We start from the raw sequence: 21837 nt of genomic DNA, 5'->3' as shown, positions 1-21837 counted from the left end.
CGGGAGGGATGGCCGCCCCACGTTGAGTAGTCGGCCTGATCGAACCTCCTTCGTCGAACTGACAGCGGAGTGGTCAGCTCTGGCGCCCGCCCCGCTGCACCTCGTGCATGACGTCGACGGCCCGAAACCCGAACTGAGCGTTGATGGTCTGCATGGCGTTGTTGGTTCCGTCGGTCCAGCTGTGGACGTAACGGACGGCGGGACTGCTCGCCTGCAGGGCGGCTAGGTTGACGGACTTGAGCCAGGCGCTGATGCGGTGTCCCCGGTGGCGGGTGAGCACGTACGTGTCGTCCTGGACGGCGTTGGTGGGGTCGTCGCCGTGGACCAGGAGCTGGGTGTATCCAGCCGGGTTCCCGCCGGCGGTGGTGACGAGAGCGACCAGCGACAGGTATCCGCGCTCCCGGAGGCGGTGGTCGCGGGCCAGCAGGACGTTCGGCGTGACCTCCTCCGGGTCGGAGTCGACGTTACCGGTGGGTACCTCCGCGTTCATGCGGGTCTCCAGCGCCGTCAGCTGGTCGGCAGGGGTCGGGCCGGACCAGGAGGAGACGGAGTAGCCGTGCTCAGCCGCGTCGCCGGTCCGGGCGAGCTCGGCCAGTCGGCTCGGGGGCAGCGGGAGGTTCAGGACGTGCCGGTCTTCGGTGTGGACGCTGTGGAATCCATGGCCGCGGGCGAAGGTGAGACCGGGTGAGGTCTCGCCCACGGCTGCGGTCTCACCGAGCAGGGTCGTCAGTCCCATCTCGGCTGCGATCTCGGACAGCTCGTGGAGCAGCAGGGTGCCGATGCCTTGCCGACGGTGCTCGGGCGGCACGTTGACGTCGACTTCGCCCAGGTGGCTGTTGTGCTCGGTGTCTCGTTCCAGGAGGGCTGTGCCCAGGCACCGGTCCTCGTCGAAGGCGCCGAAGGCGTAGCGGACAGCGCGGGTCTGGTGGAGCAGCTGGGAACGCAGGGCGGTGGCCGACACGACGACCGGCGCGTGCCGCCCCGCGGCTGCGCCGGTGCGCAACGCCGAGTACCAGGCGGCGAACTGGCCGTCATCGTCGGCGTCCACCGGCGCGATCCGCAACATCGGCCCAGCCAAGCATGACCGCGACGCAGCTGTCGCCTCAGTAACGGCCCCGCCGGCTGTCCAGCCGGCTGCGGGCTGTCATGCTGGCCCTGTGCAGTGCCGACCGCTGACTCGCCCGGTCGTCGAGGCGGCGCCCGTCTGGTTGCAGCAGGAAGATCTCCGGCCGGACCGCTGGCGTGACGAGTCGACCCGTGCGGCCGGCGGCTGGGCCGGGGACGAGCTGGTCGTGGTCGGGCGCATCTTCACCAGCCGGGTGCACGCGAGCCGGTACTGGACGGAGGTCATCGTCGCGCCCGGCTCACGGCACCGGGGGTACGGCCGGCAGATGCTCGGTCACCTCGTCGAGCTGCGGGCCGAGGACAAGCCGTTGTGCACCCGCGGGTACGTCTCGGCCGAGGCGGTCTCGTTCGCCCGGCATCTGGGCGCTCGTCCCTACCAGACCTGCCCGCCCGAGACGGTGGCCACTTCCGACGCCCTCGGGCTGCGTACCGGTGAGGTGCTCGTGGTGCCTGGCGCAGAGGTCCCGAGGCACGAGCTGGAGCGCGCCTGGGTCGACACGTACGCCTGGGTCCACGCCAGCTGGTCGCCGGTCGCCGCAGGGTTCGAGGAACCGCTGCTGGCTGGGTTCAGGACCGACATCAGCCTCGATCACACCCGGCTGGTCGCCACCTCTACGGTGCTCGCCGGCTCGTACGTGTTCCTCGACGAGGGCGACGCCGTCATCGTGGCCGAGTGCCGTAGCCCGGTCGAACCGCTCGGACTCGATCTTCTCCGGGCCTGCGTGCGGGCCAGTCTGCTGTCCCTCGCCGCAGCCGGCGTGCAGGCCGCCACGTTCGACGGTCACGACACCGACCCCCACTTCCGGCCCCTGCTGGGCGAGCTCCCCACCACGGGCGAAGCCTTCGAGCTGCTCGAGTGGCTCCCTGGAGGTTCCCCAGTCTGAGCGCCGCGCTCGGCCGGCGGCAGGTCCTCGCACCTGCCGTGCCCGGTTCCCAGACTGATCGAGCCCAACCTGACCGCTTTCGCAGTCCTGTCGTCGACGAGCCCGCCGACCCCGATCCAGCTCGGCTCGAGGCGACGGCCATCCGCACGACGAGCCGCAACGCCACGCCACAGCCTGAACAGACATGCTGCTCTCGAGGGTTCACGACCGCGCCGGAAGCACCCACCGGTGATCGGCGGCCTCAGCGCGGCAGCTCAGTCGGAGACGAGAACCGGGCCCACGTCCGCGTCCTCGTCATCATTCTCTGACCAGGCACGATGCCGGTCGGGCTGACAGGATTTGAACCTGCGACCCCCTGACCCCCAGTCAGGTGCGCTACCAAGCTGCGCCACAGCCCGCTCAGGTCGGCCACCGGAGCGGCGCGACCACGAGGACTGACTCTACTGCACGACACGCTCCGGACCGGAATCGGCACGGCCGGTCGAGACGACCGTCAGGGCAGGTTTTTCCCGGTGGCAGCGCGACTCCGAATCCTCACCGAGACTGTTCCAGCAGCGACTCGACTCGGGATCTGAGAAACGGAGCTTCGGATGCGTGAACCGTGGCGGACGCCGGACGCCCCGACCAGGTACGGGTCGTCCCGGCCGCGCGTTCGCCGGTGGCTGGCCGTCCTGCTCACGGTCACCCTGCTGTCGTCGATGCTCGCCGCCCGAGGACCCGTCGTCGCGTGGGCCGACGACCCGACGGTGCCGTCGGACTCAACGGTCCCGGCCGCGCCGACGGACCCCCTCGCCGCCGACGCGCTCGCGGTGACCAGTCACCCCTTCCTCATCGTCAAGAAGAGCGAGTACGCGGGCCTGCGGGCGCGGGCCAAGCGGTACCCGTGGCTGGGCATGAAGACCCAGGCGGCGCACGACTGCGCCGGGCTCTCCTACTCCTCACGGGCCACCATCACGGCCAAGGGCATCCGGATCCGCGACATCATGGGCGCCTGCTCGCTGATGTACGTGCTCGACGCGAAGGAGCGGCCCACCTACCGCCGCCGGATGGCGGTGGTGCTCGACGCCTGGCCGGCCGTGTTGAAGCAGATGAAGCGGGAGTATCCGAAGAGCAAGAACCGGTGGAGCCAGGTGGTGCCGCCCTCGAGCGGCTACTTCAACTCGGTGCTCGCCCTCGACGTCATGCACGACGACCTCTCGACGTCCACGCTCGCCCGTTATGAGTCGACGCTGGACAGCGTGGCGGAGTGGTACTGGGCTGCCAACCGCGGCTGGGGGACGGCGACGTACGGAGCCCGGGCGATCTGGGCGACCTACCAGGGCGACGTCCGGCGCCGCACCCTGGCGGCCCAGCAGTACCACCAGCAGTACCTCGACTGGCTCACTCCCGACGGCGCCTTCAAGGACGGTACCGAGTACGCGCTGGCCCGCAACGGCGGGGAGCGCACCGCCAAGCAGGGCTACCTCTACGTCGCCGAACACACCAAGGTCGACCCGACGTACTACGCCGACCCGACCATCCAGAGCTTCATGGAATGGCTGATGGGGTTCGCGTACGGACCGTTCAACGGCATGGTCGGGTTCGGCGACTCCGGCGTGCTGGGTCGGGACCTGAACACCTTCAAGCCCGAGACGGCGGTCTTCGCGGCCGGCCGGTTCTCACCCCGGGCAGCGGCCAGCGCCGCTCGGCACATCACGGCCGGCATCGACACGATGCCGGACGACCTGCTCAGCTACAGCGTGACCAAGGCGGCGCCTGTCACACCGAGTGGTCCGCTGAGTCGCGCCTGGCCGGCGAGCGGGGCGGCGTTCTGGCAGCAGCAGAGCGTGTCCAGCGATGCGTTGATGGGGGCGATGTGGAACCCGCGGATCACCTCGGCGCAGGTGACGGCCCACATGCACCGTGAGGTCAACGCCCTCTACCTCGCCGGCTACGGCGAAGCGCTGCTGCTCAACTCCGGGTACAACGGCTACGGCAAGGGGGCGCTGGGTGCGTCGTGGAGCAAGATCCACAGCACGGCGAGCTCCAGCAACACCGTCGTCCTCGGCGGCGCGAACCACCTCACCGCCGCCGGCGACGGGGTGACCGACTACCTGACCGGCAACGGACTCGACTACGCCAGCGGCGTCGGGGACAGGATCTACCGGGGGAAGGCCGTCCACGTCCGCAGCTTCTTGATGGTTCAGCCCCAGGACAAGAAGAACGGCTACTTCCTCTCCCTCGACGACGTGCGCGGCGCACCGGCGGACCGGTCGGTCGACGTCTACCTCCACCCGGCGTCGGCCGCCGTGACCACCGTCGCCCCGGGTCGGGAGTACCGGTGGTCCGTCGAGCGCCGGAAGTCCACCCCCACCTACCTGTCGATCTTCCTCGGCACGAAGCCCGACCGGACCACGGTGTCGAAGGCCGTGATCGCGGGCTGGGACCAGAGCATCGTCGCCCGCTCGCTCGACGCCCGCTTCACCACCAACTCGGCCGGACGTCGGCAGGTGGTCACGGTGCTGGTCCCGCACGACGCGAAGCACGCCAAACCCGCCCTCGCGCGGCTCTCCGGATCGGGCTACAGCGGCGCCCGGGTCACCCAGGGCGCGTACCGGGACTACGCGGTCGCCGCCGGCGGCCGGACGGTCTCCGTCGGTGGCGCCACGCTCACCGCCGATGCTGCCGTCTTCCGTCGGCACAGCGGCAAGACGAGCTTCTACTTCATCCGCCGGGGACGGGCCTTCGACGGTGGAGACGGACAGGGCGTCATCGCCGACCACGCGGTGTCGGTCCACATGCGCGGCAAGTCCGGCAGTGTGGCGGCTCGGGTCCCCAGCGTCGTGACCTTTCGCCGCCCCGGCGTCAGCAGGGTCACCGTGGACGGCACCAGGGTCCCCGCCACGGCGGTCGCCGGCGGCCTCACGGTGACCATTCCCAACGGCCAGCACACCATTGTCTTGAGCTGAGGCGTCCTCAGCTGAGCGTCCCGAGCCGAGGGACGGTCAGCAGACGTCGTCGAAGACCGACCAGCAGAGAGCGTTGCGGCGGTGCTGGTCCTCGAGGACGAGGTCGCGCACCTGGGCGGGCAGCTGAGCTCGTTGCCAGGCGCACTCGGCCCGGCGGGCCTGCTCGGACCCGGCAGCCGGCGCAGCGGACTGGACGGCCTTGACGGCGTAGGCGGCCGCTCCCAGGTCGTGCTCGGGGACGTGGGCGACGCACGCAGCCTGGCCGGCGGCGTAGGCGGCGAAACGGGCTGCGCCGCGCAACGGCCGGGCGGCACCCATGGCGTGCCCGCCGAGAGAGCGGACGGTCATCATCGGTAGCTCGCCGCGGACCCAGGCTCGGGTCGCCTCGATCGCCAGCCGGGGCCGCGGGTCGGCCGCGAGCGCAGCCTCGACGAGGGGCAGGACGTGCTCGGCGCACGCGGCGGCCCAGAGCGCGAGCAGCCGGTGGTCGGCGTCGGTGAGGCTGCCGCCGCGTCTGACGGTGACCAGGCGGGGGTCGCGGACCTCGGGCAGGATCATGGCTGATCGGCCAGGGCTAGTGGTCGTCTGGCGAGCAGGCTGAACGTGTTGGGGAGCCGGCCGTCCCAAACCGCCGCCTCGACGTCGCCCGGGCGCCAGAACGGCTCGGGGTGCTCCCGCAGCTCCTCGATCCGGAGCCCCGCGCGGACGACCGCGGTGACCAGGTCTCCGAGCGTCCACTGCCACTCGACGGCACCGCGAGCGGGGAAGGTGTCGTTGACGTGCTGCCGGTCGAAGTAGCTGCGGTCGGGTCGGAGCCTGGCGGCGTCGGCGTCCCAGCGGTACAGCGGCACCATCGGATGCGCCTCGTGCACGAACAGGCGACCACCGGGCTCCAGCAGCCGGAACACGTCGTCGGCCCACGACTGGAGGTCCGGGATCCAGATCAGGGCGCCCTTGCCGGTGTAGACGAGGTCGGCGCAGCCGTCACGGAGCGGCGCCGGCGGCAGCTGAGCCACCACGTACGCGCACGGCAGTCCGAGCTCGCTGGCTCGACGGGCGGCTGACGTGGCCGCCACGACGCTGTAGTCGACGCCGATGACTCCGCTCGCGCCGGCGTGGGTGAGGGCGATGTCGTCCAGGCCCTGACCGCTCTGCAGATGCACCACCGCCGGCCGCTGCCGCAGGAGGGGACCGAGCAGCTCTAGCTCGACCGCGGTCAGCGCCGGACCCGAGCGGGCCTGCGCCAGCAGGTCGTCGTACTCGCGGACGTGCTTCGCCGACGCCAGCTCCCACACCGCGCGATTCGCCTGGACCGTGCTGTCGGACACGCTCCCACTGTCGCAGCCCTCCAGGAGCTGCCCGCTCGTGGGGCGGTGGCCCAGTGCTGGCCGGAGGTACGCTGCCCGAAGCGTCGACCGGGAGGGCTCATGCGTGTTTCGGCACCGACCCGGGCCGCGGGACGGGGTTGGACCAGGGCGCACAAGACCGCCGTGGTCGCCGGACTCGTCGTCGTCGTCATGGTCGCCGCCACTCTCGTCGGCCTGCGGCTCACGTCGGCGCAACGGCTCGCGGACTGGCAGGCGGCCTGCCGGGCCCGGGCCGGATCGGTGCAGACGGCAGCGCCCCACGAGCCCAACCCGCTGGTGACGGAGTCAAAGGACCCGACGTACCGGTGCCGAAGCTTCGACGGTCGGACGCTCAGCAGCTGGCGGTGACCACTGGCTCGGCCTCAGCCTTCTACGGCCGAGGACCGATCGGCGCAGTCGCCGATGGCCTGGTCGAGGATGTCCAGGCCCTCTCCGAGCTCGGACTCGGTGGCGGTCAGCGGGGGAGCGATCCGGAAGATGCCGCCCATACCGGGGAGCTGGACGACGTTCATGTGCAGGCCCAGCTCGAGGCAGCGGCTGGTCACCAGCGCTCCGAGCCGGTCCGAGCCCTGCGGGGTCGCCCGGTCGACCACCAGCTCCAGCCCCTGCAGCAGCCCGCGTCCCCGGACGTCGCCGACGACGTTGTGCCGGCTCTGGATCGCGAGCAGTCCCTGCTGCAGGACGAGACCGAGCTTCTCGGCCCGCTGGTCGAGGTGGTCGCGCTCGAGGACGTCGAGGACGGTGTTCCCCACGGCGGCGACGAGCGGGTCGGAGACGTGGGTGGTGAAGAAGAGGAAGCCGCGGGCGTGCGCCTCCTCCTCGATCTCGGCGCTGGTCACGACGGCGGCCAGCGGCAGCCCCGCCCCGAGAGTTTTCGAGAGCGTGATGATGTCGGGGACGACGCCGTCGCGCTCGAACGCGTACCAGGTACCTGTCCGGCACAGCCCGGTCTGCGCCTCGTCGAGGATGAGCAGCATGCCGCGCTCCTCGCACTTCACCTTGAGTGCGGCGAGGTAGCCGAGGGGCAGTTCCACGACCCCGCCGGAGCTGAGGATCGGCTCCACCAGGCAGGCCGCGAGGCTCCCGACCGACTGGGCGTCGACGAGGTCGAAGGCGACGTCCAGCTGCCTGCGCCAGTCGTGCTGACCCTCAGAGGTGAGGAAGTCGGGCCGGTAGGCGTTCGGGGTGGGGATCGCCAGGCTGCCGACCACCGCCGGGCCGTAGCCCTTCCGGCCGGCGCTGTAGGTCGCGGACGCGGCGCCCTGGGTCATCCCGTGCCAGGAGTGGGCGAAGGAGACGATCTCGTGCCGTCCGGTGACGAGCTTGGCCAGCCGGAGGGCCGCCTCGTTCGACTCGGCCCCGGTGGTCAGCAGCAGCGCCTTCTCGAGCGGCTCGGGCAGCGAGCCGGCCAGCCGGCGGGCGAGGTCGACGACCGGCCGGGACAGCATCCCGCTGAAGAGGTGGTCGAGGCGGCCGACCTCGCGCTGGACCGTCTCGACGATGTCGGGGTGGGAGTGACCGAGGATCGCGCTCATCTGCCCGGACGTGAAGTCCAGGATCTTGCGTCCGGACTCGGTGAAGACGTAGCTGCCCAGCGCGTGGTCGATGATCTCGGGGGTGAACGAGCCGCCGTAGCGCACCAGATGCCGTTCGGCGTCGGCCCAGAAGCTGGTCGTGGGGTCAACCGTCATGGCGCCACGCTACTGAGTCCGGGCGGCGGCGACCCAGGAGATCTCAGGGGTAGCTCGTGAAGTCCAGCTCCTCGAACGCGCTGACCTCCTCCGCCCAGCGGGTGCCGACGAAACGCCGGTGGTCGGGGTGGTCGTTGTAGGCGGCGTAGCCGTCGGGGTCGGCGAAGGTCATGGCGAACTGGAACCGGTAGCTGCTCTTCGGGCTGACCTGTCGCGAGACCGTGAAGTCGACCACGCCCGGGATCGCCCGAAGGAGCTGGGGTCCGGCGGTCAGGAAGTCCTGCTCCTCTGCGGAGCCGTGGGCATGCACGAGGGTGAAGGCGACGGTGTGCCGGATCATCGGGCCAGGGTATCGATCCCTGAACGGCCGCTACCGTTGCTGCCCGTGAGCCGCGCCGGACCCGAGGTGACCGCGGAGCTGGTCCGCGACCTGCTGCGGGACCAGCACCCGGACCTCGCCGAGCAGACCATCAGGCTCGGCGCACGCGGCTGGGACAACCAGCTGTGGCGGTTGGGCGACGACCTGGCCGTCCGGCTGCCCTGGGCGACCGCGTCGGCGGACGATCTGCTCCGCAAGGAGTTCGCCTGGCTGCCCGCCCTGGCGCCGCTCCTCCCGCTGCCCGTCCCGGTGCCGCAGCGGCTGGGGGAGCCGACCTGGCGCTTCCCGAGACCCTGGCTCGTCACCACCTGGGTGCCCGGCGAGCCCGGGGACCGGGCGCCCGCGACCCGCGGAACGGAGGCGGCCGACAGCCTGGCCGCGTTCCTGACCGCCCTGCACCGCCCGGCTTCCGCCGGCGCGCCGAGCGGTCGCAGCCGAGGTGGTCCGTTGGCCGGGCAGGCCGACGGCTTTCCGTATCAGCTTGAGATGGCGAGCGAGCTGGGCCTGGTCCCGGACCCCGACGGCGCCCGCGCGGTCTGGAAGGATGCGGGCGCCGCACCCGACTGGGCAGGTCCCGCGGCTGGGCGGTGCTGCGAGCCCTCGCCTGCCTGCTCATCGGAGACGCGGGTGTGCACGGCCGTCCGGGCGGCAAGGCCAGCTGGGGCCCGCCTGCCGCGGCTTTGCTGCGCCGCCTGGTCGCCACGGCGGGCTGATGACCCAGCTCCTCGACGGCTCCGCGAAGATCGTGTAGCGATCTGCCGCATACTCGCGGCACATCGCTACACGATCCTGACCGGCACAGCCTCAGCTGAGGCTGCCGGCTCAGGGAACGTGAGGGGAGAACGGGCGACAGCCCCTCGCCGAGATCAGCAGCCGGCCGTTCGCCGGGGCGGGCGGGAGGTACGCGGTCAGCGCGCCCCGGACGGTGAGGCCGCGGCCGAGGCCGAGGCCGTGCCCGGGTCCTCGAGGACGTAGACGGTCTGAGCGGCGGGGGCCGGGCTGAGCACCCGGCCCAGCAGCACGCCGACGAGGATCCCCACCATGAAGATCAGCGCGACGAGCAGACCGGTCGTGACCCGGCTCCGGTGCCGGGCCTCGGGCTGGAACTCATCGTCATCATCAGTGAAGTCCACGGTCGCGGGGGAGTCCCGGGGGGCCGCAGCGGGGTCGGACGGGTCGTCGGCGGTCCGCGCGCGGCTGGGTACGGGCCCGATCTCGACGGTGTCATCGGGTCGGTCCTCGGGTCGGTCGTCGGGTCGGGCGCCGGAGTCAGGCATCGTGGTCGACATCCTCGGGTCGGGGCGGGCGCTCATTCGTAGCGGAGCGCGTCGATGGGTTTGAGCGAGGCGGCCCGGTTCGCCGGGTAGAGCCCGAAGATGAGGCCGATCGCGACGGAGAACGAGAAGGCGAGCACGATCGACCCCGTCGACACCACCGGCTGGTAGGTGCCCACCTTGATCAGGCCGACCAGCGAGCCGAGCAGGATCCCGAGCACGCCGCCGAGCATCGACAACATCACGGCCTCGACCAGGAACTGCGTGATGATGTCGCCGCGGCCGGCCCCGATCGCCTTGCGGATACCGATCTCCCGGGTGCGCTCGGTGACCGTGACCAGCATGATGTTCATGACCCCGATCCCGCCGACCAGCAGGGAGATGCCAGCGATCGCGCCGAGCAGCACCGTGAACGTCGACGTGATGGTGCTCACCGCGCTGAGGATCGACGCCGAGTTCGAGACCGTGAAGCCCGGATCGTCCTCCGTGGTGCCGTGCCGGGCCTGGAGGATCCGCTCGACCTCCGCCTGGGCGGCGTCGGTGGTCTCGGCGGAGGTCGCCTTGACCGAGATGGAGCTCAGGTTCTGGTAGCCGGCCAGGGTGTCCTGGACCGCGGTGGCGGGGGCGGTGATCCGGTCGTCCTGGTCCTGGGGGCCGGTGCTGCCCTTGGCGGTCAGGATCCCGATCACGGTGAAGCCGTTGCCGTTCAGGTTGATCGTCCTGCCGAGGACGGCGTTGCCGTCGCCGCCGACGAGGTCCTTGGCCACGGTCGGGCCGACCAGGGCCACCCGCGAGTGGGCGAGGTAGTCCGAGTCGGTGAACGTGCGGCCGACCGCGGCGGTGTCGTTGTTGATCAGCAGGTAGGCCGCGGTGCTGCCGGTCATGGTGCCGACGGCGTGGGACGCCCCGCGGTAGGTCGCGGTCACCGACGTCGCGCTGACCACCGGAGCCACGCCCAGGACGTCCGGGGCCTGCGACTTGTCCGCCAGGGCGCGAGCGTCGTCCAGGTCGAGCTCGACGGCCCGGATGTCGGTGCCCGAGTTGGTGGTGCCGGACGTGTCGGAGGCGTCCCCGCCGGAGCCGAAGGGCGTACCGAGGTTGCTTCCCGACGAGGCGCCGGGGGTCACGGTCAAGGTGTTGGAGCCGAGGCTGTTGAGGCTGCTCGTCACCGTGGCGCTGGCGCCGTTGCCCACGGCGACCAGAGCGATCACGGAGGCGACGCCGATCAGCACGCCGAGCATGGTCAGTGCGGACCGGCCCTTGTTGGCGGTGACGCCCCGCCAGGCGAACCGGAAGCTCTCGAAGAGGTTCATGCCGCCGGCTCGGCGTGGTAGCGCGGAGGCTCGGCGTGCACGTCGGCCAGCCGTTCGTCGGACTCGACCAGGCCGTCCCGCATCCGCAGCACGCGCTTGGCGTGGCTGGCGACCTCGTCCTCGTGGGTGATCACCACGATGGTGCGACCCGCCGCGGACAGCGAGTCGAACAGGCGCAGCACGTCCTCGGTGCTGCGGCTGTCGAGGGCTCCGGTGGGCTCGTCGGCCAGCAGCAGCACCGGCTCCGTGGCGATGGCCCGGGCCACGGCCACGCGCTGCTGCTGCCCGCCGGACAGCTGGGCGGGCGTGTGGTCGAGCCGCTCGGCCAGGCCGACCAACGCCAGGGCCGCCTGGGCGCGGGCCTTGCGGTCGCGGGTGCTGACGCCGCCGTAGGCCAACGGCAGCTCGACGTTACGCAGTGCGCTGGTGCGGGCGATCAGGTTGAAGCTCTGGAAGATGAATCCGATCTTGCGGTTCCTGATCCTGGACTGCTGACGGTCGCTGAGCCGCCGGACGTCGATGCCGTCGAGGCGGTAGACCCCGGTCGTAGGGACGTCGAGGCAGCCGATGATGTTCATCAGGGTGGACTTGCCCGAGCCGGAGGCGCCCATGATGGCCACGTAGTCGCCGCGTTCGACGCTCAGGTTGACCCCGGCGACGGCGTGGACCACGGTCTCGCCCTCGCCGTAGGTCTTGGTGATGTTGCGGAGGTCGATGACCGGGGCGTCGCGCACCCGCCCGCTCATCTCCGGCTCGCCGAGCTGCTGGCACTCGGGGTCGCCGAGCCGGAGCCCGAGCCGGAACCGGAGCCGGGGAAGGTGAAGCCTTCGGTGTTGGCGGTGGGCAGGACCAGCTGGTCCCCCTCGGCCAGGCCGCGGACGATCTCGGTACCGCTGCTGCCGACCAGGCCGGTCTGGACCTGCACGAGCGAGTCGCTGCCGTTCGCCCGCCGGGTCACGCTGGTGGCGGAGCCGCTGGTGGTGATGGCGCTGGTCGGGACGTACAGGACGCGGGCGTGGCTGGCCGTGGTGATGGTGACGTCGGCGGTCTGGCCGAGGCGGATCGAGGAGTCGGCGGTGGGCAGCGAGACCGCGACGTCATACTGCACGACGTTGTTGGAGACGGTACTCTCGGTCGCGACCAGAGTCACCCTGCCCTTCAGCGTCTTGCCGGAGGCGGGAAAGGACGCCGAGACCGACTGGCCGCTCTTCACCTTCACGATGTCCGCCTCGGCGACGGCCGCGGTCACCTGCCTGGCCCGGTTGTCGACCAGGGTCACCAGTCCGGTGGAGGTCGAGCTGCCACTCGTCGAGGAGGTCGTCGCGGCGGCGGTGCTGCCTCCCGAGGCACCGGTGGCGGAGCCGCCGCCCGCGCTCGAGGAGGACTGGCCGACGACCGCGGTGAGATCGGCGACCGTGCCGTCGACGGGCGCCCGGACGGTGGTGTCCTTCAGCGCGTCCCTCGCCTGCTCGACACCCACCCCGGCACTGTCGACCTGGGCCTGGGCCGAGTCGATGGCGCCCTGGCGGGCCGGCTGCTGGTTCGAGGCCGCCTGCGCCCGCTGCGAGCTCAGGCTGTCCGAGGCGGCGGTGACCTGACCTTCGGAGGTCTCGATGGCCTGGCGGTCGGCCAGCAGCGTCTTGTCCCGCGTCTGCTTGCTGGCCGTGAGCGAGCTCTCCGCACTGGTCACCGTGGATGCGTCGGTGCTGAGCGCCGTCTGGAGCTGGGTGATGAGGTTCTGCTGCTTGGTGACCGCGGCCGAGTCGCCAGCCTGCTGGGCGGTGGCGAGCGCTTTCTTCGCCGCGGCCAAGGAGTCCTCGTCGTCGGACTTCTGGCTCTTGGCCTCATCGACCGCGTCGTCGGCCTTGGCGACCAGCTGGTCCTGCTGCTTCTTGTCCAGCTTGCGGCTGGACCTGGCCTGGCGCAGTGAGGTGCGCGCGTTGTCCAGCGAGGTCTGCGCGCTGCGGATCCCGGCGCTGTCGACCGCCTGGTCTGCGGCGGAGCGGCCCTGGACGGTGGTGGCCAGGCTCGCCTTGGCCGAGTCGAGGGTCGCCTCCGCGGTCTCGAGGTCCTGGCGCGCGGAGGTGTCGCTGATCTTCAGCAGCTTGTCGCCCTTGGCGACCTGCTGGCCCTTCTTCACATAGATCCTGGTCACCTTGCCCGACGCGGAGGAGTCCACCGCCACGGTCGACCCGGCCTCGACGTTGCCCGTGGCGGTCACCGTCGCGGTCACCGTCCCACGCTGCACCGCGACCGTCGTGCCGGTCGCCGCCTGTTGAGGGCGACCACCGGTCACCGCCACCGCGGTCGTCACTCCGACGCCGAGGAGGGCCACGCCGAGCACCGAGTTGATGATGACGGTCCGCCGTTTCATCGCAGCCGCCGGAAACCGACGCAGCACATACTCACCATGGCTCCGAGCATGGCCCCCCGAGTTGCCAGAACGGGGTGAGGATGGTGAGAGTTCGGTGATAGCGGAGGTGTTGTCATGAAACTCTCATCGGAATCGCCCACTGTGAGGCCCATGCAGATCGCGCCCGAGCTGAGGGGCTCCCGGATCCTCGTCGTCGACGACGAGGCACACCTGGTGGAGATGCTCACGCTGAGCCTACGGTACGTCGGCTTCGAGGTGGCCTCGGCGACGACCGGCAGCCAGGCCCTCGGCGTGGCCGCGGAGTTCGGCCCGGACCTGGTGATCCTCGACGTGATGCTGCCCGATGCGGACGGCTTCGAGCTGCTGCCGCAGCTCCGGGCCGGCGGGGACGTCGGCGTGCTCTTCCTCACCGCGCGCGGCACCCTCGAAGACAAGCTCCGCGGGCTCACCCTCGGCGGGGACGACTACGTCACGAAGCCGTTCAGCCTGGAGGAGGTCATCACCCGGGTCGGCGTCGTGCTGCGCCGGCTGCGGCCCGCGCGCGAGCCCGCGGCCGTGGGCGACGGCTCGCTGCGGTACGCCGACCTGGTGCTCGACGAGGACGGCCACGAGGTGTGGCGGGGTTCGACCAGGTTGCACCTCTCGCCGACGGAGTTCGCCCTGCTCAGCTTCCTGCTGCGCAACGCGGGACGCGTGCTGTCCCGGGCCCAGATCATCGAGCACGTGTGGCACTACGACTTCAACGGGGACTCCAGCGTCGTCGACTCCTACATCCGCTACCTCCGCCGCAAGATCGACATCCACGACCCGCCGTTGATCGAGACCGTCCGGGGCATCGGCTACACGCTGCGGCTGCCGCGGGAACATCGATGAGCCGGTGGTCCCATGCGTCGCGGAACCTGTCCCTGCGGGCCCGGCTGGTGATCGGCGTCGTCGGTCTGCTGGCGGTGGGCCTGACCCTGGCCAACGTGGCGGCTGTGCGGCTGATCGGCACCTACCTGAACCAGCGGATCGACCAGCAGCTCAACATTCCTCAGCGAGGGAGCGCGGCACCCTTCGGTGCGGCGGGCACGACGGCACAGTTGTGCGGCCTTCTCGGCCAGGGTGACTTCGGGACCCAGCAGCTCCCGACCTCCTACGCGCTCGTCGTGACCGACCTCGACGGCACGATCCTGTGCCAGGTGCCTCACGCCCCGCAGGCCCTCGACCGGCCTGACGTGTCCGCCCTGGCCGGGCGGCTCGGTACGGCCGTCGCGAGCCAGGAACCGCTGACCGTGGCTGGCGTCGACCAGCACGCACCCTGGCGGGTCCGGGTCACCGCCACCTCCGGCGGCTACCTCGTGCTGGGCATCTCGCTGGCCGACTCCGTCGACACGCTCCGCCGCCTGCAACTGATCACCCTGCTGGTCTCGCTGGTCATCCTGCTGCTGGCCGGACTCGGCAGCTGGTACGTGGTCCGCTTCGCGCTGCGACCGCTGACCACCATCGAGCACACGGCCCGGGCCATCGCCGACGGTGACCTGTCCCAGCGCCTCGAGACCCCGCCGGCCAACACCGAGATCGGTCGGCTCACGCGGTCCCTCAACGTCATGCTCAGCCAGATCGAGCAGGGCTTCGACGACCGGATCGCCACCGAGGAGCGGCTGCGGCGGTTCATCGCCGACGCGAGCCACGAGCTGCGTACCCCGCTGGCCAGCATCCGCGGCCACGCCGAGATGTACCGGCAGGGGGTCGCGGCCACACCGCAGGACGTCACCGTGATCATGAGCCGGGTCGAGTCGGAGTCGATCCGGATGGGGGACCTGGTCAACGACCTGCTGCAGCTGGCTCAGCTGGACGACGCACCCCAGCTGGACCGGCGGCCCGTCGACCTGCTGGCCGTCGCCGCCGACACCGTCGCGGACGCGCGGGCCCGGGACCCCGGCAGGGCCGTCCGGCTGACCCAGCTGGAGGGGCCGGGGTGGGTCGACGCACCGCCGGTGGTGGTCGGGGACGAGGGCGGCCTCCGGCAGGTGCTCGGCAACGTCGTGGCCAACGTGCTCCGGCACACCCCGGACGGGACGCCGTACGAGATCGCTGTCGGGGTAGGCGAGGACGGCGTCCAGGCCCGGGTGGTCGACCACGGGCCGGGGCTGTCGCCCGACGCCGCGGCCAAGGTCTTCGAACGCTTCTACCGCCTCGACTACGGCCGTTCCCGCCACCAGGGCGGCGCCGGCCTGGGCCTGTCGATCGCGGCGGGTTTGATGGCCGCCCACGGCGGCACCCTCATCCACGCCGCGACGCCGGGGGGCGGCAGCACCTTCATCCTCGCGTTCCCGGTCGAGCCGGTGGAGCCGGTCGCACCGGTCCCACCGGTCGCACCCGGAGAGGCTCCGGGGGCGGTGGGCTCGGCCGGCTCAGCTCCTGGTGAGCAGTGAGCGCAGGAAGAACAGCAGGTTGGCGGGCCGCTCAGCCAGGCGGCGCATGAAGTAGCCGTACCAGTCGTCGCCGAAGGGCACGTACGTCCGGACGTGGACACCGTCGGCGACCAGCCGGGTCTGCTCCGCGTCCCGGATGCCGTACAGCATCTGGATCTCGAACTCGGCGTGGCCGCGGCCGGCCTCGGTGGCGTAGGCCTGGGCGGCCTCGACCATCCGGGGGTCGTGCGAGGCGACCATCGGGTAGCCGGCCCCGTCCATCAGCACCTTCAGGCAGCGCTGGTAGGACGCGTCGACGGCGTCACGACCCTGGAACGCGACCTCGGACGGCTCCTGGTAGGCGCCCTTGCAGAGCCGGATCCGCGAACCCGGGCCCGAGAGCTCGCGGCAGTCGGCCTCGGTGCGGTGCAGGTAGGCCTGCAGCACCGTGGCCAGGCTCGGGAACTCCCGACGCAGCTCGCGGACGATGGCCAGCGTCGAGTCGGTGGTCGTGTGGTCCTCGGCGTCGACGTTGACCCAGGCCCCGACCTCCTCCGCCGCGGCGCAGACGAGCCGCGCGTTGGTGAGGGCCAGCTCCTCACCGCCCGGCAGGGACTGCCCGAGGGCGGACAGCTTGATCGACACCTCGAGCGGCCGCACTCCGTCGTCGGCCCTCACGTCGAGCTTCCCGTACGCCCGCAGCAGCGACAGGTAGGCCTGGACCGTCTGCTCGGCCTCGTCGGGGTGGCTGATGTCCTCGCCGAGGTAGTCGACGGAGACGAAGCGTCCGGCCTGGACCAGCCGGGTGACCGCCTCGACGGCGGCCGTCTCTGCGGCCCCCGGCACGAAGCGGGCGACCAGCGTGCGGGTCAGCGTCGAGCCGCTGACGATCCGCTCCATCCGGTGCGAGCGGGCCGCGGCCAGCAGGGCGGGCCGCAGCGGATTGGTGAGGGTGAGGCTCATGTCGCTCAGCCCTGGTGGGGGTAGCGGTGGTCGCGGGCCGGGACGAAGGTCTCCTTGATCGTCCGGGTGGACGTCCAGCGGAGCAGGTTCTGCGCCGAGCCGGCCTTGTCGTTGGTGCCGGAGGCCCGGGCCCCGCCGAACGGCTGCTGTCCGACGACGGCACCGGTCGGCTTGTCGTTGACGTAGAAGTTGCCCGCGGCGAAGCGCAGGGCGGTGTCCGCCTGGGCGATGGCGTGCCGGTCGTCGGCGATGACCGCACCGGTCAGGCCGTAGGGCGAGCCCTGGTCGACCAGGGTCAGGATGTCGGCCCACGCCTCGGGCTGCGTGTCGTCGTAGACGTGCACCGACAGGATCGGCCCGAAGTACTCGGTCCGGAACGCCTCGTCGGCCGGGTCGTCGCCGAGCAGCACCGTTGGCGCGACGAAGAAGCCGACGCTGTCGTCGTAGGTGCCGCCCGCGGCGACGGTCAGGCTCGGGGTCGCCTTGGCGCGTTCGACGGCCGCGACCAGGCGGTCAAAGGCCCGCTGGTCGATGACCGCCCCGCCGAAGTGCGACAGGTCGCTCACGTCGCCGTAGCTGAGCTCGGACACCTTCGCCAGGAAGTCCTCGCCCATCTGTGCCCAGACCGAGGCCGGCACGAAGGCCCGGGACGCGGCCGAGCACTTCTGGCCCTGGTAGTCGAAGGCACCCCTGATCATCGCGGTGGTGAGCACCTCGGGGTCGGCGGAGGAGTGCGCGACGACGAAGTCCTTGCCGCCGGTCTCACCGACCAGCCGCGGGTAGGTGTGGTAGGTCGACAGGTTGTCGCCGACCTGCTTCCACAGGGTCTGGAAGGTCGCGGTCGAGCCGGTGAAGTGGATGCCGGCCAGCCGCGGGTCGTGCAGCGCGACGTCGGAGACGAGCGGGCCGTCGCCCAGGACCAGGTTGATCACGCCGGCCGGCAGCCCGGCGGCCTCGAGCAGCTGCATCGTCAGGTACGCGGCTGCGGCCTGGGTCGGGGAGGCCTTCCAGATCACCGTGTTGCCCATCAGCGCGGGCGCGGCGGGCAGGTTGCCGGCGATGGCGGTGAAGTTGAAGGGGGTGATCGCGTAGACGAAGCCCTCGAGCGGGCGGTACTCCACCCGGTTCCAGACGCCGGGGGAGGAGATCGGCTGGTCGGCGAGGATCTGCCGGCCGAAGGCGACGTTGAAGCGCCAGAAGTCGACCAGCTCGCACGGGGTGTCGATCTCGGCCTGGTACGCGGTCTTGGACTGGCCGAGCATGGTGGCCGCGGCGAGCCGCTCGCGCCACGGTCCGGACAGCAGGTCCGCAGCCCGCAGGAAGACGCTGGCGCGCTGCTCGTAGGGCAGCTCCCGCCAGGCCGGTGCCGCGGCCTGGGAGGCCTCGATCGCGTCGGCGACGTCGGCGGCTGTCGCCTCGCGGTAGCTCCCGATCACCCTGGCGTGTGCGTGCGGCTGCACCACCTCGTACATCGGACCGGCGGCGGTGCGGTGCTCCCCGCCGATGACCTGCCGGATGTCCAGCGGGTGGTTCGCCAGGCGGTCGAGCTCGACGATCAGCCGCTCGCGCTCAGGCGTTCCGGGAGCATAGGTGTGCACGGGCTCGTTGACCGGCTGGGGTACGAGGGTGATGGCGTCCAAGGCTGATCCTTCAGGGGCGGTTCCGACCAGGTGATACTCCTGAGTACATCGCCTGACGGGCTAGGTTGTCCTCGGCGAGGCGGACGAACTGAACCGTCGTTCGTTGTGGTGCTGGACAAACGGAAAGGCTGGGGTTCGATCGTGTCGGCTCCGACGTTGTCCCTGGACCAGGTGCTGGTCTCGCTCGGGTCGGCCGTGGTGTCGTTAGAGGTCGCGCCGGACGGCACGCCGCGGTCGATTCGGTCGGTCATGCTGTACGACGCCGAGGACCTGGCTGCGGCGGAGTCCGGGGCCGACGTGAGCGTGCTGGCCGGCGTCCCTGCTGACGCAGCGCGCTCGTGGGTTCATCAGCTGGCGGGGCGTGATGCGGCCGTACGGCCCGTGGCCCTGCTCAGCAAGGACGTCACCCCTGAGCTCTGCTCGACGGCAGCGAGCGCCGGTATCGCAGTCGTGGCGCTGCACCCCCGGGCGCGGGCCGAGACGGTGCTGTCGACGGTCCGCAACCTGGTCGCGGGCGCAGCCGCCCGCCCGCCGAACGAGGCGGCGCCGGGTGAGGCGTTCGTCGAGGAGTCAGACCTGTACGGGCTCGCGTCCCGCGTGGCCATGCTGACCGGGGGACTGGTGAGCATCGAGGACGACCAGGCTCGGCTGCTCGCGTACTCGGCCACCGACGGCTCGGCCGACGAGCTCCGAATGCTTTCCATCCTCGGCCGCGAAGGGCCGGCGGAGCACCTGCGCCGGCTGCGCGCGCTCGGCGTCTACGAGCGGGTCCGGCGGGGCTCGGCCGTGGTCGAGGTGCCGGCCGACGAGGCGCAGGGCTGGCGCCGCCGGCTGGTGGTGGGCATCCAGCCGCTCGGTGAGGGTCGCGCCCGGCCCGACGCCTCGTTGGGCACGGTATGGGTCCAGGAGGGCCGCCGGCTCCTGGACCCCGACAGCGAGTCGGTCCTGCGCGGCGCGGCGGCCATCGCGGCGCGGATGATCTTCCGGGCCCGCAGCGCACCCAGCCACGAGGCGTTGCAGATCCAGCGGCTGCTCGGTATCCGCGGCGGCGGCGTCGACATCCCTTCCCTGGTGTCGGCTCTCGCGCTGCCCGCCACGGGCGCCTCCGCCGTGGTCGGGATCGCCGCGCTGGAAGCGAGCCGGATGGTGCCGCAGACCACCGAGGTCGCGGCCGCGCTGCGGCTGCTGGCCGGCGCGTACGTCCGGGAGTCGCTGGTGACCGCGACCGACGACCGGCTGTACGTGCTGGTCCCCCGGGCCCGCCCGACCGGTCTGTCCACCTGGGTCGGGGGCATGCTGGACCGGCTGGGTGGCCGCTTCGGACTGGAGCTGCGGGCCGCCGTCGCCGCACCGGTACCCAGCCTCGACGAGGTGGCGGCCGCCCGCAGCGAGGTCGACCGGGTGCTGGACCGACCCGCGGGCGCCGAGCGGGTGACCTCGTTGACGCGCTCGCGGACGCCGGTGCTGCTGGGGGAGATCGCCGACCTGGTCTGCGCGCACGCCGAGCTCAGCGACCCCCGACTGCAGCAGCTGGTCGACTACGACGACGAGCACGCCGCGTCGATGGTCGACACCCTGGAGCAGTACCTGCGCCGCTTCGGCGACGTCCGCGCGGCGGCCGGCGATCTGCACGTGCACCCCAACACGCTCCGCTACCGCGTCCGGCGCGCCGAGGAGATCCTCGGCATGAGCCTGGACGACTCCGACGCCCGGCTGCTGCTGCAGATCCAACTGCTCTCCCGCGGCGTCACGAGAACGCCCCGATGACCGCCGGCGTCCGCTCCGCGCGGGACAGCGCCCGGACGGCGGCGACCGGTCCGTGGCGCTGCGCGGCCAACAGGGCGAGCAGCGCCAGCGCGGGCTGGACGACGTCGTCGTCGAAAGCGGGTGTGGGCCGATCCACACTGGCCGCGAGGTCGTCGGCGTGCACGACGACCTCCATCAGCCGCACGACGAGGAAGTCGTCGGTGGCCACCCAGCAGTCCTGCCAGGGGACGTAGGTGAGCGGGCCGGCCGACTCGAGCGCCGTCGGCAGCCCGGCGAGAGCGGCGGCCAGGAGGGCGGCGGAGTGGGCGGGTCCGCCGGCCGCCATGGCGTTGAAGTCGTCGCGGATAGAGGTGTTCTCCGCGGCGTCGACGGCTGCGGGGAACCAGTCGGTCCGCTGGTAGAGCTCGGCCAGCGAGACGACGGCCGCCTCCGCCGGCGGTGCGGGGATGCCGAGGAACTCGAGCGCACACTCGGGCTGGCTCACCAGGTGCCGGGTGAGTCCGCCGACGGTCATGCCCGGCAGCACCGACTCGTGCTGCCACGCCTGCGCGACCTCGGCAGAGGTGACGAGCGGCGCAAGACGGTCGGCGGCTCGGACGAGCGAGCTGCGGTCGAGGGTTCCGGCGAAGGTCAGCGACATGCCACCGACCCTAGGCAACGCCACTGACAGAAATCCGGGATCGGCGACCGGGTGGGTGGCCTTCGGTGACGTCAGTGTGGTGAAGTCGGGCGTGGTCACCGGGATCGTGAAGTTCTATCGGGCTGAGCAAGGCTGGGGAGCGATCGCCGTCGACGGGCTGCCCGGCCCGGGTGACGTGTGGGTGCACTTCTCCGCCATCGAGGGTGACGGCTATCGCCAGCTGGCGGCGGGAGACGTGGTGGAGCTCGAGTTCGAGACCGCCCGGCAGGACAGCTTCCGCTTCCGGGCCACCCGGGTGTGGCGGCTCGGTCCCGGACCGGCGCCGACGTTGCGGCGCCGGGGGTCGGAGGTACGGATCGAGCCCGACGGCACGCCGGACACCCCGCTGACCAGGCCTCTCGGGTCTCACCGGCCTCAGGACGACGCCTGACGAACGCCGTTCGTCGCTTGCCAGACGCGCCCCTGGCGGGCGTACTCGGTGCCGGCGCTGACGCGGTCGGCGGCCTCCGTGCCCAGCTCTCGCTTGGTGATCCACAGGCCGAGATCGACCCCGGAGAACAGCGCCCCGGCGGTGATCCGGTCGCCGTCGTCGACGACCCGCTCGTCGATGACCTCGCCGACGAGCGGGCGGAACTCCTCGAAGCAGGCCCGGTTGGTGGTCGCAGGTCGCCCCTGCAGCAGACCGGCGGTGGCCAGCAGCATCCCGCCGCTGCAGACCGAGGCGAGCCAGCGGACCGAGGGAGCCAGCTCCACGAGCCGGTGCGGGAGCTCGCCCCGCTGCGCCTCCCCCCAGGCCCCGGCCGGCGCGCGGTTGAGCCAGCCCCCGCCGGGCACCACCAGGCCGTCTCCACCCTCGAGCGGCCGCGGGACGCTCAGCTCCACCCCCCGCATCGACGTGACCCGGCCCGGGGACAGCGCGGCCAGGTGGACGTCGAAGCCGGCGCTGGACAAGATCTCGAACGGCCCGAACACGTCGATCTCGTCGAAACCGTCGAACACGATGATGGCGATGGTGCTGGTCACCCCCGACAGCCAACCAGCCCGGGCGGCCGCGCGCCTGGAATAACGTTCCTGCG

The 21837-nt window shown here is 71.6% G+C and carries 21 protein-coding genes and 1 tRNA gene; 8 read left to right on the top strand and 14 right to left on the bottom strand.

Annotated features, from left to right (window positions below):
* Positions 1–73: 73 nt before the first annotated feature.
* Positions 74–1066 (bottom strand): GNAT family N-acetyltransferase, encoded by a 993-nt coding sequence (locus ACFE7W_RS12165; protein ID WP_375425059.1) that lies wholly within the window; start codon positions 1064–1066, stop codon positions 74–76.
* Between the two features lie 91 nt (positions 1067–1157).
* Here ACFE7W_RS12165 and ACFE7W_RS12160 point away from each other — a divergent pair, with 91 nt between their 5' ends.
* Positions 1158–2009 carry a hypothetical protein gene (locus tag ACFE7W_RS12160; RefSeq protein ID WP_375425058.1) on the top strand — a complete coding sequence of 284 codons (852 nt, stop codon included), beginning with the start codon at positions 1158–1160 and terminating at the stop codon, positions 2007–2009.
* A gap of 324 nt (positions 2010–2333) precedes the next feature.
* Here the strand turns inward: ACFE7W_RS12160 and ACFE7W_RS12155 are convergent.
* Positions 2334–2407 (bottom strand) — tRNA-Pro (locus ACFE7W_RS12155).
* A gap of 192 nt (positions 2408–2599) precedes the next feature.
* On the opposite strand from ACFE7W_RS12155, the gene ACFE7W_RS12150 reads away from it, so the two are divergent.
* On the top strand, positions 2600–4957 hold the full coding sequence (locus ACFE7W_RS12150) for a heparinase II/III family protein (RefSeq protein ID WP_375425057.1): 2358 nt from the start codon (positions 2600–2602) through the stop codon (positions 4955–4957).
* A gap of 36 nt (positions 4958–4993) precedes the next feature.
* On the opposite strand, the gene ACFE7W_RS12145 is transcribed toward ACFE7W_RS12150, so the two are convergent.
* Both ACFE7W_RS12145 and ACFE7W_RS12140 read right to left on the bottom strand, forming a co-directional pair.
* Positions 4994–5515: a putative immunity protein gene (locus ACFE7W_RS12145; protein WP_375425056.1), complete on the bottom strand. Its 522-nt coding sequence runs from the start codon at positions 5513–5515 to the stop codon at positions 4994–4996.
* On the bottom strand, positions 5512–6285 hold the full coding sequence (locus ACFE7W_RS12140) for a class I SAM-dependent methyltransferase (RefSeq protein ID WP_375425055.1): 774 nt from the start codon (positions 6283–6285) through the stop codon (positions 5512–5514). The genes ACFE7W_RS12145 and ACFE7W_RS12140 overlap by 4 nt, the downstream gene beginning before the upstream one ends.
* Before the next feature lie 99 nt (positions 6286–6384).
* On the opposite strand from ACFE7W_RS12140, the gene ACFE7W_RS12135 reads away from it, so the two are divergent.
* A complete protein-coding gene (locus ACFE7W_RS12135; RefSeq protein WP_375425054.1) occupies positions 6385–6672 on the top strand; it encodes a hypothetical protein in 288 nt (95 codons plus the stop codon).
* Positions 6673–6686: 14 nt separating this feature from the next.
* Here the strand turns inward: ACFE7W_RS12135 and ACFE7W_RS12130 are convergent, their stop codons facing one another.
* Together ACFE7W_RS12130 and ACFE7W_RS12125 are read right to left on the bottom strand one after the other, a co-directional pair.
* Complete coding sequence (locus tag ACFE7W_RS12130; protein ID WP_375425053.1) at positions 6687–8015, bottom strand: aspartate aminotransferase family protein; 1329 nt, start codon at positions 8013–8015, stop codon at positions 6687–6689.
* Between the two features lie 43 nt (positions 8016–8058).
* The gene (locus ACFE7W_RS12125) at positions 8059–8355 is read right to left on the bottom strand and encodes a Dabb family protein (RefSeq protein WP_375425052.1); all 297 of its coding nucleotides are present in this window, start codon (positions 8353–8355) and stop codon (positions 8059–8061) included.
* Here ACFE7W_RS12125 and ACFE7W_RS12120 point away from each other — a divergent pair.
* The gene (locus tag ACFE7W_RS12120; RefSeq protein ID WP_375425051.1) at positions 8320–9369 is read left to right on the top strand and encodes a phosphotransferase; all 1050 of its coding nucleotides are present in this window, start codon (positions 8320–8322) and stop codon (positions 9367–9369) included. The two genes, ACFE7W_RS12125 and ACFE7W_RS12120, sit on opposite strands and share 36 nt — an antisense overlap.
* Here ACFE7W_RS12120 and ACFE7W_RS12115 read toward each other — a convergent pair.
* The 4 genes from ACFE7W_RS12115 to ACFE7W_RS12100 are packed head-to-tail and all read right to left on the bottom strand — an operon-like array spanning position 9303 to position 13355.
* Positions 9303–9671 carry a hypothetical protein gene (locus ACFE7W_RS12115; protein WP_375425050.1) on the bottom strand — a complete coding sequence of 123 codons (369 nt, stop codon included), beginning with the start codon at positions 9669–9671 and terminating at the stop codon, positions 9303–9305. The two genes, ACFE7W_RS12120 and ACFE7W_RS12115, sit on opposite strands and share 67 nt — an antisense overlap.
* A 32-nt stretch (positions 9672–9703) precedes the next feature.
* Positions 9704–10981, bottom strand: coding sequence for an ABC transporter permease (locus tag ACFE7W_RS12110; protein ID WP_375425049.1), 1278 nt, complete (start codon positions 10979–10981; stop codon positions 9704–9706).
* Positions 10978–11727, bottom strand: coding sequence for an ABC transporter ATP-binding protein (locus ACFE7W_RS12105; RefSeq protein WP_375425048.1), 750 nt, complete (start codon positions 11725–11727; stop codon positions 10978–10980). The genes ACFE7W_RS12110 and ACFE7W_RS12105 overlap by 4 nt, the downstream gene beginning before the upstream one ends.
* A complete protein-coding gene (locus tag ACFE7W_RS12100) occupies positions 11724–13355 on the bottom strand; it encodes an HlyD family efflux transporter periplasmic adaptor subunit (protein ID WP_375425047.1) in 1632 nt (543 codons plus the stop codon). The genes ACFE7W_RS12105 and ACFE7W_RS12100 overlap by 4 nt, the downstream gene beginning before the upstream one ends.
* 150 nt (positions 13356–13505) lie before the next feature.
* Between ACFE7W_RS12100 and ACFE7W_RS12095 the strand changes: the two genes are divergently transcribed.
* Positions 13506–14228 (top strand): response regulator transcription factor, encoded by a 723-nt coding sequence (locus ACFE7W_RS12095; RefSeq protein WP_375425046.1) that lies wholly within the window; start codon positions 13506–13508, stop codon positions 14226–14228.
* On the top strand, positions 14225–15772 hold the full coding sequence (locus tag ACFE7W_RS12090; protein WP_375425045.1) for a sensor histidine kinase: 1548 nt from the start codon (positions 14225–14227) through the stop codon (positions 15770–15772). The genes ACFE7W_RS12095 and ACFE7W_RS12090 overlap by 4 nt, the downstream gene beginning before the upstream one ends.
* On the opposite strand, the gene ACFE7W_RS12085 is transcribed toward ACFE7W_RS12090, so the two are convergent.
* Positions 15752–16714, bottom strand: a complete 963-nt coding sequence (locus ACFE7W_RS12085; RefSeq protein WP_375425044.1) for a proline dehydrogenase family protein — start codon at positions 16712–16714, stop codon at positions 15752–15754. The two genes, ACFE7W_RS12090 and ACFE7W_RS12085, sit on opposite strands and share 21 nt — an antisense overlap.
* Positions 16715–16719: 5 nt before the next feature.
* Positions 16720–18354, bottom strand: a complete 1635-nt coding sequence (gene pruA / locus ACFE7W_RS12080) for an L-glutamate gamma-semialdehyde dehydrogenase (protein ID WP_375425043.1) — start codon at positions 18352–18354, stop codon at positions 16720–16722.
* 141 nt (positions 18355–18495) lie between these two features.
* Between pruA and ACFE7W_RS12075 the strand changes: the two genes are divergently transcribed.
* Positions 18496–20121 (top strand): PucR family transcriptional regulator, encoded by a 1626-nt coding sequence (locus tag ACFE7W_RS12075; RefSeq protein ID WP_375425042.1) that lies wholly within the window; start codon positions 18496–18498, stop codon positions 20119–20121.
* On the opposite strand, the gene ACFE7W_RS12070 is transcribed toward ACFE7W_RS12075, so the two are convergent.
* The gene (locus ACFE7W_RS12070) at positions 20102–20761 is read right to left on the bottom strand and encodes a maleylpyruvate isomerase N-terminal domain-containing protein (protein WP_375425041.1); all 660 of its coding nucleotides are present in this window, start codon (positions 20759–20761) and stop codon (positions 20102–20104) included. The genes ACFE7W_RS12075 and ACFE7W_RS12070 overlap by 20 nt on opposite strands.
* On the opposite strand from ACFE7W_RS12070, the gene ACFE7W_RS12065 reads away from it, so the two are divergent.
* Complete coding sequence (locus tag ACFE7W_RS12065) at positions 20760–21191, top strand: cold-shock protein (protein WP_375425040.1); 432 nt, start codon at positions 20760–20762, stop codon at positions 21189–21191. The genes ACFE7W_RS12070 and ACFE7W_RS12065 overlap by 2 nt on opposite strands.
* On the opposite strand, the gene ACFE7W_RS12060 is transcribed toward ACFE7W_RS12065, so the two are convergent.
* Positions 21176–21784 (bottom strand): DJ-1/PfpI family protein, encoded by a 609-nt coding sequence (locus ACFE7W_RS12060; RefSeq protein WP_375425039.1) that lies wholly within the window; start codon positions 21782–21784, stop codon positions 21176–21178. The two genes, ACFE7W_RS12065 and ACFE7W_RS12060, sit on opposite strands and share 16 nt — an antisense overlap.
* Positions 21785–21837: the final 53 nt, after the last annotated feature.

It is taken from the genome of uncultured Friedmanniella sp., from assembly GCF_964244285.1.
Taxonomy (GTDB): Bacteria; Actinomycetota; Actinomycetes; order Propionibacteriales; family Propionibacteriaceae; genus Microlunatus.
The sequence above is the reverse complement of the archived record's forward strand: the minus strand, read 5'-3'. Positions and strand labels throughout refer to the sequence as shown.